Genomic DNA, 13823 nt, shown 5'->3' on the forward strand with positions numbered 1-13823 from the left:
CTCGTTGTCACCTATGAACCCCACGCAGCACCTGCGCGTGGCAAGCACGTTGGGAGACCGTCATGGCCGAACGATCACTGCGAGGCACCAACCTGAGTTCGCTCTCGATGGAGAGCGACGAGAACGTCGTGCTCAGCGATCGCCAGATCGTGCGCTACGCCTGCCCTCAGGGCCACATCAGCGAGCTGCCCTTCTCCGTCGAAGCCGACGTCCCCGCTCTGTGGGAGTGCCGCTGCGGCGAGGAGGCCAAGCTCATCGACGGGCCGGAGCCCGAGCGCAAGCCGACCAAGCACGTCCGCACCCACTGGGACATGCTGCTCGAACGCCGCTCCATCCCCGAGCTCGAAGAGCTCCTCGAGGAGCGCCTCACCGTCCTGCGCGCCTCACGCGGCGAGAAGCCGCGGCGCAAGCGCACCGCCTGAGCTGAGCGCTCGGGCGAAGCCCCCGCACCGGATCCCCTTCCTGGTGCGGGGGTCTTGTGTTCTCGGCGTCAGGTCACCTGCCGGGCGAAGGCGTGGATCCGGGTGGCGAGCGGACCTGCCGCGAGGGCCCACCGCACGTGGTCGAGCCTGGCGCCGGCCTCCTCCACGTCATAGTGGTGCCGGGTCACCGGTGCCGCGCAGGTCCAGTCCCACCGCCCGGTCAGAGGATCTCGCCCTCGATGACGTCGTCGTCAGGCGGCGGTTTGCGCCCCGGTCCGGTGCCGGAGGGGCCGCCCATCCCGGGCGGAACACCGGGCGTGCACAGCAGTCGTCGGCCCACGGCCAGCTCCAGCCAGCGGCGGGTGACCGGCCGGGTGAAGGGCAGCAGGAAGAACAGCCCGACTGCGGCAGTGACGAAGCCGGGGGTCAGCAGCAGCACCCCGCCGACCAGCACCAGGGCGGCGTCGGCGATCTCCTTGGCCGGCATCCTCCCGCTGGCCAGGGCCTTGCGGAGCGCGCCCCAGGTCCGGCTGCCTTCGCGCTTGATCAGCACCGCGCCGAGCAGCGAACACGCGACCAGCAGGACGAAGGTGAGCCAGCCGCCGATGGCCTGACCGACGGCGATGATGACCACGATCTCGATGAGCGGCACGAGCAGCAGGACCAGCAGGGTCATCCGCAGCCACCGCGGCCGGGAGGCGCGCGCCGGTCGGCCCGACGGCGCGCCGCCGCCCGGCGGGTTCAGTCCTCGAGCTGGTGCCACGTCGGCTCCCGCCGGGCCACCCTCGGCAGGCCCTTGAGCTGCTCGAGGCGATAGCGCACGCCCCGGCGGGTCACCCGCACCGCCGAGTCCTTGATGATGTCCTGGCTCATCTTGGAGGCCCCCACCTCGCGCTCCACGAACGTGATGGGCACCTCGACGATCCGCAGCCCGGCCCGGACCGCGCGCCAGGTCAGGTCGACCTGGAAGAAGTAGCCCTGGGCCGTGTCGTCACCTAGGCCGAGGGTCCGCAGCGCCGAGGCACGGTAGGCCCGGAACCCGGCCGTGGCGTCGTGGACCGGCATGCCGAGCAGGATCCGGGTGTAGAGGTTGCTGCCGCGGCTGAGCAGCTCGCGGTGCCTCGGCCAGTTGACCACCGAGCCTCCGGGGATCCAGCGGGAGCCGATCACGACGTCCGCGTCCCGCAGCGCTTCCAGCATCGCCGGGAGGCGGTCCGGCGGGTGCGAGCCGTCCGCGTCCAGCTCGACCAGCACGTCATACCCGTGGGCGAGGGCCCACTCGAATCCGGCCAGGTAGGCCGCGCCGAGTCCTTCCTTGCCGGGCCGGTGCAGCACCCGCACCTGCCGGTCGTCACGGGCCAGGTCGTCGGCGACCGCGCCGGTGCCGTCCGGGGAGTTGTCATCGAGGACGAGCACGTCCGCCTCCGGGACCGCCGTGCGCATCCGGGCCACGATCTGTGGGAGATTCTCCCGCTCGTTGAAGGTGGGGATCAGCACGACGACCTGGCCCACCGGACCCCGGCGGGATCCGGTGGAGCCGACGGAAGCCTGTGTCATTCGCGTCCTCAGGGTTCGCGGGTCTGGGGTTCGGGGCGTTGCGCCACCCTACCGAGCCGTCGCCGCCCGATCCCGACCAGGATCAGCAACGCCGCGGTCGCCGACGCCACACCCTCGGGCCAGTCCCCCACGCGGTCGGCGAGCGTGATGTCGTCCCGCAGGGGCAGCTGCCCCGAGAGCAGCGCTGCTGTGAACAACGAACTGCGCTGGTGGACCGTTCCGTCGGGGGTGATCAGTCCACTGACCCCGACCGTGGAGATGTGCACCACGGAGCGGCCGTGTTCGACCGCCCGCAGCCGCGAGATCGCGAGCTGCTGCCGCGACTCGTCGGAGTAGCCGAAGGTGGCGTTGTTGGTCTGGACCACGAGCAGGTTGGCGCCCGCGTCCACCGCGTCGCGCACGAGGCCGTCGTAGGCGACCTCGAAGCAGATGGTCGGGCCGGCCACGATCGTCCCTGCGTGCCGGGACGGGACCGTGAAGATGCCCACCTTGTGGCCGGCCGTGAAGTCCCGGCTGACCAGGTCGACCTTGTCGCTGAAGTGCCGGAAGAACGACCGGTAGGGGATGTACTCGGCGAACGGCACCGGGTGTCGCTTGATGTAGCGGTCCACGGGCCCCTTGCCGGGCAGGTAGAGCAGGCTGGCGTTGGACACGTCCGGGGCGGGCTGGTCGAGCACCGCACCGACGATGACGGGGGCGTCGATGTCACGGACCGCGTGGTTGATCTCCTCGGCGGCATCGGCGTTGCGCAGCGGGTCGATGTCGGAGGAGTTCTCCGGCCAGACCACGAGGTCGGGCTGCGGCAGGTCGCCCGAGCGCACCTCGCGTGCCGCGGTCTCGGTCAGCGTGGCGTGGTTGTCGAGGACGGCCCGCCGCTGCGCGTTGAACTCCAGCCCGGCCTGAGGGACGTTGCCCTGGACCCCCATCACGGTGACCTTCGGTCCGTCCACCGGGGTCGGGATCAGGACCGGCAGGAAGGTGAGTGCGACCGCCCCGGCCACGGCTGGGACGCCCTTGAGCACCCGCGCGAGCACGCCCCTCTCGGTCCGTGCCCACACCACCCGGGCGACACCGGCTGCGAGCCCTCCCCCGGCCAGCGCCACCGCGAACGTGACCAGCGGCGCACCCGCCCAGGCCGCGAGGTGGACGAGCGGCGAATCGGCCTGGCTGAAGGCGAGGCGTCCCCAGGGGAACCCGCCGAACGGCTGCCTGGAGCGCAACCACTCCTGGGCGACCCAGAGCAGGGCGATGACCAGCGGTCGCACCCGCTGGTGACCGGCGAGCGACGGCCACCGCTGGCGCCGTCCGAGGAACGGCCGACCCTGCAGCAGCCCGCTGGCGCATCCGAGCAACGCGATGAAGAGGGCCTCCAGGACCGACAGCGCGAACCAGGGCGGTCGGCCGACGTAGATGCCCGACCAGGACAGCAGGGGGATGAAGCAGGCGCAGCCGCTGACCAGGCCCAGCAGGAACCCACGCCCCGGCCCGGCGTCCCGGGTGGCCAGCGCCAGGAGGGCAACGCCGACGATGGCGAGGGGCCACAGGTTGTGGTCGGGAAACGCCAACCAGAGCGCGAGGCCGGAGCCGATCGCGAGGAGGTAGCGGTGCACGAAGCCACGTTAGGACACGAGAGAGCCCGTGCTGCCGTTGGGACCAACTCCGTGCCGACCGGCTGCCGACACAGGGCTGTTGTCTACTAAGCGCACGGGCTCTCCCGTCGTCCGCATCCCGAGGGAACAACTGGCAGACGGGCGGCAGTCTCCGTGGATCTGGTTGCACGGCGGCTGCGCGCGCAAGCCGCCCTGGACCCCGGTTCTACCTCGCCGTCGACCGCCGAACTCTGGGAGGAACTGCGGGCAACTCGCCAAAACCTACCCCTTGCCAGTTCTCTGTCAACCGGCCGCTGACCTGCGACGATGCGCAAAGGCGCAGGTCAGCGGCTCTGCCACGAAATTGCCCGCGCGACAGTCTTTTTGGGCCCCTCGGCGTGTCGCGGACGACACGCCGAAAGGTCAGGTAAAGGCTTCACCAAGTCGCTCGGAAGGCGTGGTTGTTGCTGGTGGAAGGCGTCACCGATGACGCCCTCCGCCAGCAACAAGGGGAAGACATTTCAGTCGAACGCGCCCTCGCGATCGAAGACGGTCCGCCCCCGGACGACGGTGCGAAGGTTGACCGGCAGGTCGGCGTCCTCCGACAGGTCGGGCAGTCCGGGCGTGCCCGAACGGGGGTCGGTGCTCCAGGTCTGGATGCGGTCGTCCGGTGCCTGCACGACCAGGTCGCCGACCGACCAGACGGCGAAGGTCGCCGGCTGCCCGAGGTCGAGGTAGCCCCGGTCGTCGATGCCCGCGGCTCGCCAGCCCCCGCGGGTGTGTGCGAGGAAGGCCGACCGGGCAGAGATGCGCTGGCTCGGCTCGTGGTGGTTGACGCAGGCGCGGATCGCCTCCCACGGCCCGAAGGGCGTGACCGGCGTGTCCGAGCCGAGAACGAGCGCCACTCCGGCGGCCGCCATGCTGCCGTAGGGGTTGCTGGCCAGGCTCCGTGACGCACCCAGCCGGGCGCCATACATCCCGTCCTTGCCGCCCCACCAGGCTTCGAAGACCGGCTGCACGCTCGCGTAGATCCCCAGCTCGACGAGCGTGGCGATGGCCGCCTCGTCGACCATCTCGATGTGCTCGAGGCGGTGCCGGGCAGCTCGGACGCGGTCGGCTCCGACGAGCTCCGCGGCGGCGCGGAAGCCCTCGGTGATGGTGTCGAGGGCGGCGTCGCCGATCACGTGGAAGCCAGCCTGCAGCCCCGCCAACGTGCAGGCTGCGACGTGGTCGCGCACGGTGTCCACGTTGAGGTATCCGTAGCCGCAGTTGTCCGGGTCCGCCCCGTCGAGGTAGGGCGAGCGCACGTGAGCCGTCCGCGAGCCGATCGAGCCGTCCGCACACAGGTCGCCGGCCAGACCGCGGACGCCGTAGGCGCGCGCGAGCTCCCGGGCCCTGGCCTCGCCGTCGACCAGCTCACCCCAGTAGGGGACCACCTGCGGCCCGTCGCCCCGTTCGCCCGCGGCGACGACGTCGGCCAGGTCCTCGGGAGCGCCGATGTGTGGCGCTGCCATCTCGTGGACCAGCCCGATGCCGGCCTCGGCCGCCGCGCGCATCGACAGGTCGATGTAGTGGCGTCGGTCCGCCGGGGTGATGCCGGCGTAGAACATGTCGCGCACCGCGTGGTGGGCCTCCCGGACCACGACCCCGGTGCCGCCCCAACCGTCGAGTCCCTGGGCCCGCGCCGAGGTGGCCAGGGCGGTCGTGACGCAGGCGGAGTGCGCGTCGACGCGTGGCATGTAGACGACCCCGCCGAAGGTGGCCCGGTCGAGCTCCTCACTCGTGGCCGGCCGCCCCTCCGGCCAGTTGGTCTCGTCCCAGGAATGCGCATAGAGCGGCCGCCCCCGGCCGTGGCGCGCCGCCGTCTCGATGAGCCGCAGTGCCTCCGTCAGGGAGGAGGTCTGCGACAGGTCGACGCCGTCGAGCCCCTGCCCGGTCATCGAGGAGTGCACGTGCCCGTCGACGAACGCGGGTGTCACCAGGCTCCCGTCGAGCTCGACCACCTCGTCGACACTGTCCGCGTGCCCGGCGGCGGCCTCGTCGGAACCGACCCAGGCGATCTCCCCGTCCTGCACCACCATGGCCGTGGCGAACGGGTCGACGGGGCTGTAGACGAACCCACCGCGGTACAGGGTGGACGAGGGCGATGCGGCTTCCTGCTGAGTCATGTGCTCAGTCTCTCCGCCTGCCGGCACCGTTCGGCACCGGGGTCGGCGCGGGCGTGGCTCAGCCCAGCGCCCGCACGTGGTCGAGCAGCTCGCACCGCAGCGGGGCGACGTCGAGCCGCTCACGCAGCGGGTGGACCGCGTTGGTGAGCAGCACCGTGGTGCGGTGCAGGTCGCGGTCGATGACCAGGGCGGTGCCGGTGAACCCGCCGTGTCCGACGCTCTCGTGGCTGCTGCGGCCGCCGAGGCGCAGGTTGCCGAGCCGCAACCCGATGCCCTGCTCGAACTCCGCCTCGACGCCGTCGGGCAGTTGCTGCCGCGTCATCTCCCCCACCGCGGACTCCGAGAGGATGCGCCGGCCGGTCGCCGGGTCCTCGCCACCGCAGCGCAGCATCTCCCCGAATCGCAGGACATCGCCCGCCGTCGCGAACAGGCCCGCGTTGCCGCCCTCGCCACCCAGCTTCCAGCTCGCCTCGTCGTGCACCACGCCCTGCACCATGCCCCGCGCGTTCTGCGACTGGTGCTCCGTGGCGGCGCACCGCGTGCGGTCCTCGGCCCCCGGGTGGAACATCGTGTCCCGCAGGCCCATCGGCCCGGTGATGAACCGGTCCACCAGCTCGGGGAGTCGCGCACCCGCCACGGCACGCAGCACCAGGGTGGTGACCAGGTAACCGACGCACGAGTACTCGTGGCGCGCGCCCACCGCAGCCTCCCGGCCGGTGGCGCGCACCACGTTCCACCGCTGCTCGACGTCCTCGGGCCAGGCCTGCCACTGGGTCACCGACGGCAGCCCGGACGTGTGGGTGAGCAGGTGGCGCAGCGTGACCTCCTCGCCGGCGCCGAGGCCCGGCACGTACTTCGCCGCCGGGTCGTCCAGGGCCAGCGCGCCCTCGTCGACCAGGCGCAGCACGACGGCCGCCGTGTAGAGCTTGGTCACCGAGGCGAGGTCGAACAAGGTAGTGGGCCGCACCTGCTCGAGCCGATCCTGCGGCAGCCGTTGCTCGGCGCTCTGCCAGGTCGCCAGGTGCCCGGCCTGCTCCTCGTGCACCACGGCGCCATCGAGCGCAGCGGCCAGGGCGGCGCCGGACACACCTGCGCGGATCAGTGGGGCAAGGAGTGCGGTCGTCACCGGGCCAGCCAAGCACACGGCATACCGGAGCGAGGCGGGTCAGGCACCCTGACGGTACTGTCCCCAGGAGAGCGACCAGTCGCCGTAGACGTCCCAGACCGGCAGAGCCTTGCCGCCGGAGTGGCTCACCTCCACCACGTCCCCGATGCCGAAGTGGCGGTAGAACCACTTCGCGTTGGCGGGACTGAGGTTGATGCAGCCGTGGGAGACGTTGCGCGAGCCCTGCTCCGCCACCGACTCCGGGTTCTCGTGGACGTACTCGCCGCTGTTGGAGATGCGCAGGGCCCAGTACTCGGTGAGCTTGTAGGCCTTGGGACCCGAGCACACGCCATACGTGCAGGAGTCCATCACGACCTTTTGCTGCTTGGACGAGATGACGTGGATCCCGCTGTGCGTCGGCATGTCCGGCTTGCCGAGCGAGATCGGCAAGCTCCTGACCCGGTGCCCCTGGTGGTAGACGGTCAGCGTCTTGGTGGCGCCGTTCGCCCTGGCGACCCACGCGTCGTGCACGTGGTAGGTGGCCTCGTTGTCCGCCGCGCCGTAGACCCCTCCGCCGAGGTCGGTGCCGAAGACGTCGGCGCGCAGGTGGATCGTCGTGCCGGGCTTCCAGAAGTGCTTCGGCCGGTAGTGCACGTGCTGGTCGTCGATCCAGCGCCACGCGCCGGGCTGAGCCGGTGTGGAGGTGACGTGGAGCTGTTCGAGAGCCGCCTTGCGGTCGGTGACCGGCTTGGTGAACTGCACGCCGATCGGCAGGCCGATGCCCACCTGGTCACCGACGATCTCCGGCGCCGGCACGACCTGGGCGTATGCCGTGCTGCGCGGCGACAGGGTGGACACCGTGGTGGCGTCCCGGCTGGTGCGCCCGTCGCCGTTCAGGCCCACCGTGCGGACGCGGTAGTCGGTGCCGAAGTCGAGGTCGCCGTGCGACGTCCAGCGGTGGTGGTCCTGGGCGAAGTCGCCCGGGACGTGGTGGCCGGCGTCGTCGGTGACGGCCACCGAGCGGAGCCGTCCCTCGCTGGCGGTCACGACGATGGGGGTCACCGGGCTGATGTCGTTGCTTGCCCGCGGGCGCACGGTGATGGCGACCGGGGGCGCCTGTGGAGCGGCCGAGGAGGTCGCCGTCGAAGGGGTGGCGGAGGGGGCCGACCGGTCGGCGGGCGAGGATGCCGAGCCGGGGCCGGGCGAGGTCGCGGTGCCGGAGCAAGCGGCGAGGGCCAACGCGACGGCAGCCGTGGACACGGCCAGCCGGGTGCTGCTCCAGGTCATGCGTCGGTGCCTCGGTCTTCCGGTGGGGGTGTTGGGGCGCCCACCAAACTACCTCGGCGGCACCTGTGGACCGGTCGAGCCGCGCCGCGGTGCGGCGTCGGCAACGAGCCGTATCCTGCGACCAGGCAACACCACTTCAGGAAGGGGCGTCGTGAGGAGACCAGACCGGTCCGGCTCGGACCGTGCAACCGGGGCCCCGGGGGCGCCTGACGACCTCGGAGCAGTCGCGGCGGCCGTGACGCCCCGCGGACGCTGAGGCATGGGCAAGCGGGCACGTCCGACCCACGCGGGGACCCCGGCCACCACGGTGCTCACCCGGGCTGGCATCGCCTTCGAGGTGCTGACCTACGACCACGACCCGGGTGCCGGGTCGTTCGGTCTGGAGGCGGCCGCGGCCCTCGGGGTCGAACCCGGTCGGGTCTTCAAGACGCTGCTGGTCACCACCGACCACGGGCTGGCCGTCGGCATCGTGCCGGTCGATCGGAGCCTGGACCTCAAGGCGATCGCCACGGCGCTGAGGGTGAAGAAGGCGGCGATGGCCGAGCCCGGCGACGCTGAGCGGAGCAGCGGCTACGTCGTCGGGGGTATCAGCCCGATCGGGCAGAAACGAGCCCTGCCAACGGTGCTCGACGAGTCGGCGAACGACCACGACACGATCCTGGTCTCGGGCGGCCGTCGGGGGTTAGACGTCGAGCTCTCACCCACCGATCTTGCTTCGGTCACCCGCGCCAGCTGTGCGCCGATCAGCCGGTGAGGGCTATCGTGGTGCCGTGCACGTGACCACGACGTCCTGGTGGGCCGCCTGACCGGCGGCCCCTCCAGCGTGCGCACGCATCCCTGGCCGCCTCGTCGAGGCGGCCCTTTTCAGGTTCGGGCGTGTTCGTCGAGGTGGCCCACCTCGACGAAAGGCCCGTTCCATGGTCACGCTCTCCGGCATCACACCGTCCGGCCGACTCACGCTCGGCAACTACCTCGGCGCCTTGCAACGCTTTGCCACGGTCGACGAGCCCGACGACGCCTACTTCTTCGTCGCTGACCTCCACGCCCTGACCACACCGCACGACGCTGCGAGGTCGGCGCGACTGGCACGGGAGTCGGTGCTGCTCTTCCTTGCTGCCGGCCTGCCGCCGGGCACCGTCTTCCTCCAGTCCCAGGTGCCAGCCCATGCCCAGCTGGCCTACCTGCTCGAGTGCACGGCGACGGTCGGCGAGCTGTCCCGGATGATCCAGTTCAAGGAGAAGTCACGGCGCTCCGGCGACCGGTCGGTACGGGCGAGCCTGTTCACCTACCCGTGCCTGATGGCGGCGGACATCCTGTTGTACGGCGCCACCCGCGTCCCGGTCGGAGGTGACCAGGACCAGCACGTCGAGCTGGCCCGAGACCTCGCGATCCGCTTCAACCGCACCTACGGCGAGACCTTCGTCGTGCCGGAGCTCGGCCGGGCGGAGGTGGCCGCCCGGGTCTGCGACCTGCAGGACCCGACCGCCAAGATGAGCAAGTCCGCTCCCGAAGATGCACCCGGCGTCATCCGGATGCTGGACGCGCCGGAAGCCATCCGCCGCAAGGTGGCCCGCGCGGTCACCGACTCGGAGGGGATCGTCCGCTACGACCCGGCCGGCAAGCCAGGGGTCAGCAACCTGCTGGAGATCCTCTCGGCCTGCACCGGGAGTCCACCTGTCGTGCTGGCGAAGGACTACACCCGCTACGGCGAGCTGAAGTCAGCGGTGGCCGACGCCGTCATCGCCGTCCTCGAGCCGGTGCGAGGCCGCTGCATCGAGCTGGAGTCGGCACCGGGCGTCGTGCGGGAGGCCCTCGATGCCGGCCGTCGCCGGGCCGAGGCGGTGGCGGTGCCGACGCTGGAGCGGGCCACGCGAGCCATCGGCCTGGCCTCGGTCGAGCCCGTCTGCTGAGCCGTTCAGTCGCCGGGGCCGAGGGTGGGCCGGTCCTCCCACGGCGTCGACAGCACCACGGTGGTGCGGGTGGCGACGCTCGCGGCCGAGCGGATTCGCGCCAGCAGGTCCTCGAGCTCGTTGGGAGTCGCGACCCGGACCTTGAGGATGTAGCTCTCCTCCCCCGCGACCGAGTGACAGGCCTCGATCTCTGGCAGGCCGCGCAGCCGGTCAGGGACGTCGTCCGGAGCGGCGGGGTCGAAGGGCGACACCGAGATGAAGGCGGTCAGGGGAACGTCGACCGCGCCGTGGTCGACCACGGCCTGGTAGCCCAGCAGGACTCCACGCTCCTCCAGTCGACGGACCCGTTGGTGCGCCGCGGAGGTGGACAGACCGGTCGCCTTGGCCAGGTCGGTGAAACTCATCCGACCGTCCTTGGCGAGCAGGCCGACGATCTTGCGGTCCAGGTCTTCCACGGGGCCAGCGTACGCAGATCGCCGTCCGGACTGGCACGATGGCGCGCATGAGCCCACCCCACGAAGTTCTCCGCTGCGCTCCGATACTTCGCGGGGGCCCCGGCATGAGCCCACCCCACGAAGTTCTCCGCTGCGCTCCGATACTTCGCGGGGGCCCCGGCATGAGCCCACCCCACGAAGTTCTCCGCTGCGCTCCGATACTTCGCGGGGGCCCCGGCATGAGCCCACCCCACGAAGTTCTCCGCTGCGCTCCGATACTTCGCGGGACCCCTCATGACTGAGCGACTCATGCTGCTGGACACGGCCTCGCTCTACTACCGGGCCTTCTACGGCGTGCCCGACCGGCGCGCTTCACCCGGCGCTCCACCCAACAACGCGGTGCGCGGCCTGCTGGACATGGTCGCGACCCTGCTCACCACCTACCGGCCGACGCACCTCGCTGCCTGCTGGGACAACGACTGGCGCCCCGCATTCCGGGTAGAGGCGATCCCGACCTACAAGGCGCACCGCGCGGTGGAGGGCCGCCCCGACGTCGAGGACACCCCGGAGGCGCTGGTCCCCCAGGTGCCGGTCATCGTCGAGGTCCTGGCCGCACTCGGCCTCCCCCGGCTCGGGGCCGACGGGTACGAGGCCGACGACGTGATCGGCACGCTCGTGCACCGGCACCGCGGCCGGGGCCCGGTCGACGTCGTCACAGGCGACCGCGACCTGTTCCAGCTCGTCGACGACGAGGCGAGCGTCCGGGTGCTCTACACGGCGCGCGGCGGGGTCCGAGACCCCGACATCGTGACCCAGTCGTTCCTGCGCAACAAGTACGACATCGACACCGGCCCGGCATACGCCGACATGGCGACCCTGCGCGGTGACACCAGCGACGGCCTGCCCGGGGTTGCCGGCATCGGCGAGAAGACGGCCGCGGCGCTCATCAACCGGTATGGCGGGCTGGCAGCCCTGCGAGCGGCGCTCGCCGAGGGGGACCCTCACCTCAAGGGCGCTCGGCGCGCCCGGCTGGAAGAGGCGAGTGACTACCTCGACGTCGCACCGAAGGTGGTGGCCGTGGCGACCGACTGTCCCATCGAGGAGACGGACCTGAGCCTGCCGGAGGCCGTGGCCCACCCCGACCTGCTGCTGGACCTGGTGGACTCGCACGACCTGCGCAGCCCGGTCAATCGCGTGCTCGCCGCGCTGCAGGTCGCGATCGACTGACGCGTCCCATACCACCCCTGCCGGGGCGTGTCGGGTGATCAGTCGAGGCGGTCCGCGGCGACGACCCCGCGCATCACCGCGTCCATCGCGCGACGCGCCGTGGCCGACAGGGCGGGCTGCGGGGCCGCCTCCGCGATCTGGCCGAGGAGGTCGACGACCTGCTTGCACCGTCGCACGAAGTCGCCCGCCGCCATGTCGGAATCGCGCAGCACCTCGTCGAGCGCCCGTCCGGACGCCCAGCGGTGGATCATCCAGGCCATGCCCGCGTCCGGCGCCCCGGTCGGCGGAAGGACGTGCTCCTGTTCGCGGTCCTCCAGCCCGCTCCACAGTCGCACCATCGCGTCATACGCCTCATGGACGTCGTCGGTGGGCAGTCGCGGCGCCAGGTCGGTGTCGTCGCGGCGCGGTTCGTAGACCAGCATCGACACGACGGCTGCCAACCCGGCGGCATCGAGCCGTTGCCAGATGCCGTGCCGCAGGCACTCCGCGGCGAGCAGATCCTTCTCGGTGTAGAGCCGGCGCAGGTGCTCACCCTGCCGGGTGACCGACTCACCGCCCGCACCGAGGTAGTCGAGGTCGACGAGCAGGTCGCAGATCCGGTCGAACGTGCGCGCCACGGAGTTGGTGCGGCCCGCCACCTTGCGTTGCAGTCCGTCGGTCTCGCGCCGCAGCCGCCACCATCGTTCGGCCCAGCGCGCGTGGTCCTCCCGCTCCGGGCAGGCGTGGCACGGGTGGGCCCTCATCTCGCGCCGCAGCCGGGCGACCTCGCGGTCCTCCCGCTGCTCGTCCTGGCCGGAGCTCTTCTTCGGCGGCGGGTCATGGGGCACCTTGACCCGCAACGTCGCAGCGAGGTCCCGCCGCGACCTCGCGTTCCGCGCGTTGAAGTGCTTCGGTATGGCGATCGTGGTCACGGGCTCGACCGGCGCCGACACGTCGTGCGCGGTGATGCGCCGCACCTGGCCGTCCGAGGTCAGCACGGTGGGTGAGGCTGCCTCCCTCTTGCCCCCACGGTTACCCGCCAGGACGACGACGTAGCCGGCGCGTCGCCCGGTCGGGACCTTGAACACGTCGCCGGGGTGCATCCGCTCCAGGCTGAGTGTCGTCTCGGCGCGTCGGCTCGCCGACCGCTGCTTCGCGGCAGCCTTCTCCAGGTCGCGGATCTGGTTGCGCAGCGCGGCATACTCCCTGAAGTCCCCGAGGTGGCAACTCATCGCCTCGGCGTAGCCCTCCAGTGCCTCCTCGTTGCGTCGGACAGCGGCGGCCATCCCGACCACGGAGCGGTCCGCCTGGAACTGCGCGAAGGAGGTCTCGAGGATCTCTCGCGCGGTCTCGCGACCGACCTGGGACACCAGGTTGACGGCCATGTTGTAGGTCGGCCGGAAGCTCGAACGCAACGGGTAGGTGCGGGTCGAGGCGAGCCCGCCCACGGCCTCCGGGTCGAGCCCGCGACCGAAGAGCACCACAGCGTGCCCCTCCACGTCGATGCCGCGCCGACCGGCACGGCCGGTCAGCTGGGTGTACTCCGCCGGCGTGATGTCGGCGTGCGTCTCGCCGTTGTACTTGACCAGTCGCTCGATCACCACCGTGCGGGCCGGCATGTTGATGCCCAGGGCCAGCGTCTCGGTGGCGAAGACCGCCCGGATCCGCCCGGCGGTGAAGAGCTCCTCCACGATCTCCCGGAAGGTCGGCAGCATCCCCGCGTGGTGGGCGGCGAAACCCCGGGTGAGGCCCTCGACGAAGTCCCAGTAGCCGATGACGGCCAGGTCCTCGTCGGCCAGCGAGGACACCCGCTCCTCGACGTGTCGGCGGATGCGCTCCCCCTCGTCCTCGGGGATCAGCCGGGTGCCCCACGCCAGCAGCTGGCCGACGGCCGCCGTGCAGCCGGCCCTGCTGAAGATGAAGGTGATCGCCGGCAGCAGCCCGTCGCGCTCGAGCCGCTCGATGACCTCGGCGCGGCTCGGTCCGCCTCCCGGCCGCCGCCCGGGACGTGGGCCGCCGCCGGGGTCGCCGTGCCCGTTGCCCCGCCCACCGTGCGGACCACCGCGACCCCGGGGTTTCGCGCGTCGTCGAGGATGAGCCGCTTGGGGTACATGCCCGGGTCGTGGGTGAGCACCCCGGCGAGGA

Annotated in this window: 12 protein-coding genes; 4 read left to right on the forward strand and 8 right to left on the reverse strand. The window is 71.6% G+C overall.

What is annotated here, in order from left to right; genetic code table 11:
* The first annotated feature begins 62 nt into the window (after positions 1–62).
* Complete coding sequence (locus FCN22_RS07170) at positions 63–422, forward strand: RNA polymerase-binding protein RbpA (protein WP_137120856.1); 360 nt, start codon at positions 63–65, stop codon at positions 420–422.
* Positions 423–642: 220 nt separating this feature from the next.
* Here FCN22_RS07170 and FCN22_RS07175 read toward each other — a convergent pair whose 3' ends face one another.
* From FCN22_RS07175 to FCN22_RS07200, 6 genes are all read right to left on the reverse strand, one after another.
* Entirely contained in the window at positions 643–1098 is a 456-nt protein-coding gene (locus FCN22_RS07175; RefSeq protein ID WP_137120857.1) for an FxsA family protein, read from the reverse strand.
* 65 nt (positions 1099–1163) lie between these two features.
* Positions 1164–1979 carry a polyprenol monophosphomannose synthase gene (locus FCN22_RS07180; RefSeq protein WP_137120858.1) on the reverse strand — a complete coding sequence of 272 codons (816 nt, stop codon included), beginning with the start codon at positions 1977–1979 and terminating at the stop codon, positions 1164–1166.
* Positions 1980–1987: 8 nt separating this feature from the next.
* The gene (gene lnt / locus FCN22_RS07185; RefSeq protein WP_137120859.1) at positions 1988–3589 is read right to left on the reverse strand and encodes an apolipoprotein N-acyltransferase; all 1602 of its coding nucleotides are present in this window, start codon (positions 3587–3589) and stop codon (positions 1988–1990) included.
* A 500-nt stretch (positions 3590–4089) separates the two neighbouring features.
* Positions 4090–5736 carry an amidohydrolase gene (locus FCN22_RS07190; RefSeq protein WP_137120860.1) on the reverse strand — a complete coding sequence of 549 codons (1647 nt, stop codon included), beginning with the start codon at positions 5734–5736 and terminating at the stop codon, positions 4090–4092.
* A gap of 58 nt (positions 5737–5794) precedes the next feature.
* Positions 5795–6862, reverse strand: a complete 1068-nt coding sequence (locus FCN22_RS07195) for a serine hydrolase domain-containing protein (protein ID WP_162308151.1) — start codon at positions 6860–6862, stop codon at positions 5795–5797.
* 39 nt (positions 6863–6901) lie between these two features.
* The gene (locus FCN22_RS07200) at positions 6902–8128 is read right to left on the reverse strand and encodes a L,D-transpeptidase (RefSeq protein WP_137120862.1); all 1227 of its coding nucleotides are present in this window, start codon (positions 8126–8128) and stop codon (positions 6902–6904) included.
* A 259-nt stretch (positions 8129–8387) separates the two neighbouring features.
* Here FCN22_RS07200 and ybaK point away from each other — a divergent pair, with 259 nt between their 5' ends.
* Together ybaK and trpS are read left to right on the forward strand one after the other, a co-directional pair.
* Positions 8388–8882 (forward strand): Cys-tRNA(Pro) deacylase, encoded by a 495-nt coding sequence (ybaK, locus tag FCN22_RS07205; protein ID WP_137120863.1) that lies wholly within the window; start codon positions 8388–8390, stop codon positions 8880–8882.
* 163 nt (positions 8883–9045) lie between these two features.
* Positions 9046–10038 carry a tryptophan--tRNA ligase gene (gene trpS, locus FCN22_RS07210; protein WP_137120864.1) on the forward strand — a complete coding sequence of 331 codons (993 nt, stop codon included), beginning with the start codon at positions 9046–9048 and terminating at the stop codon, positions 10036–10038.
* Between the two features lie 5 nt (positions 10039–10043).
* Here trpS and FCN22_RS07215 read toward each other — a convergent pair whose 3' ends face one another.
* The gene (locus FCN22_RS07215; RefSeq protein WP_137120865.1) at positions 10044–10493 is read right to left on the reverse strand and encodes an Lrp/AsnC family transcriptional regulator; all 450 of its coding nucleotides are present in this window, start codon (positions 10491–10493) and stop codon (positions 10044–10046) included.
* 273 nt (positions 10494–10766) lie between these two features.
* Between FCN22_RS07215 and FCN22_RS07220 the strand changes: the two genes are divergently transcribed.
* On the forward strand, positions 10767–11699 hold the full coding sequence (locus tag FCN22_RS07220) for a 5'-3' exonuclease (protein WP_238384573.1): 933 nt from the start codon (positions 10767–10769) through the stop codon (positions 11697–11699).
* Positions 11700–11737: 38 nt separating this feature from the next.
* Here FCN22_RS07220 and FCN22_RS07225 read toward each other — a convergent pair.
* Positions 11738–13823 (reverse strand): DEAD/DEAH box helicase (locus tag FCN22_RS07225; protein ID WP_137120866.1); only part of this gene is annotated, 2086 nt, incomplete at its 5' end.

This window comes from Segeticoccus rhizosphaerae (assembly GCF_005222685.1).
Taxonomy (GTDB): domain Bacteria; phylum Actinomycetota; class Actinomycetes; order Actinomycetales; family Dermatophilaceae; genus Segeticoccus; species Segeticoccus rhizosphaerae.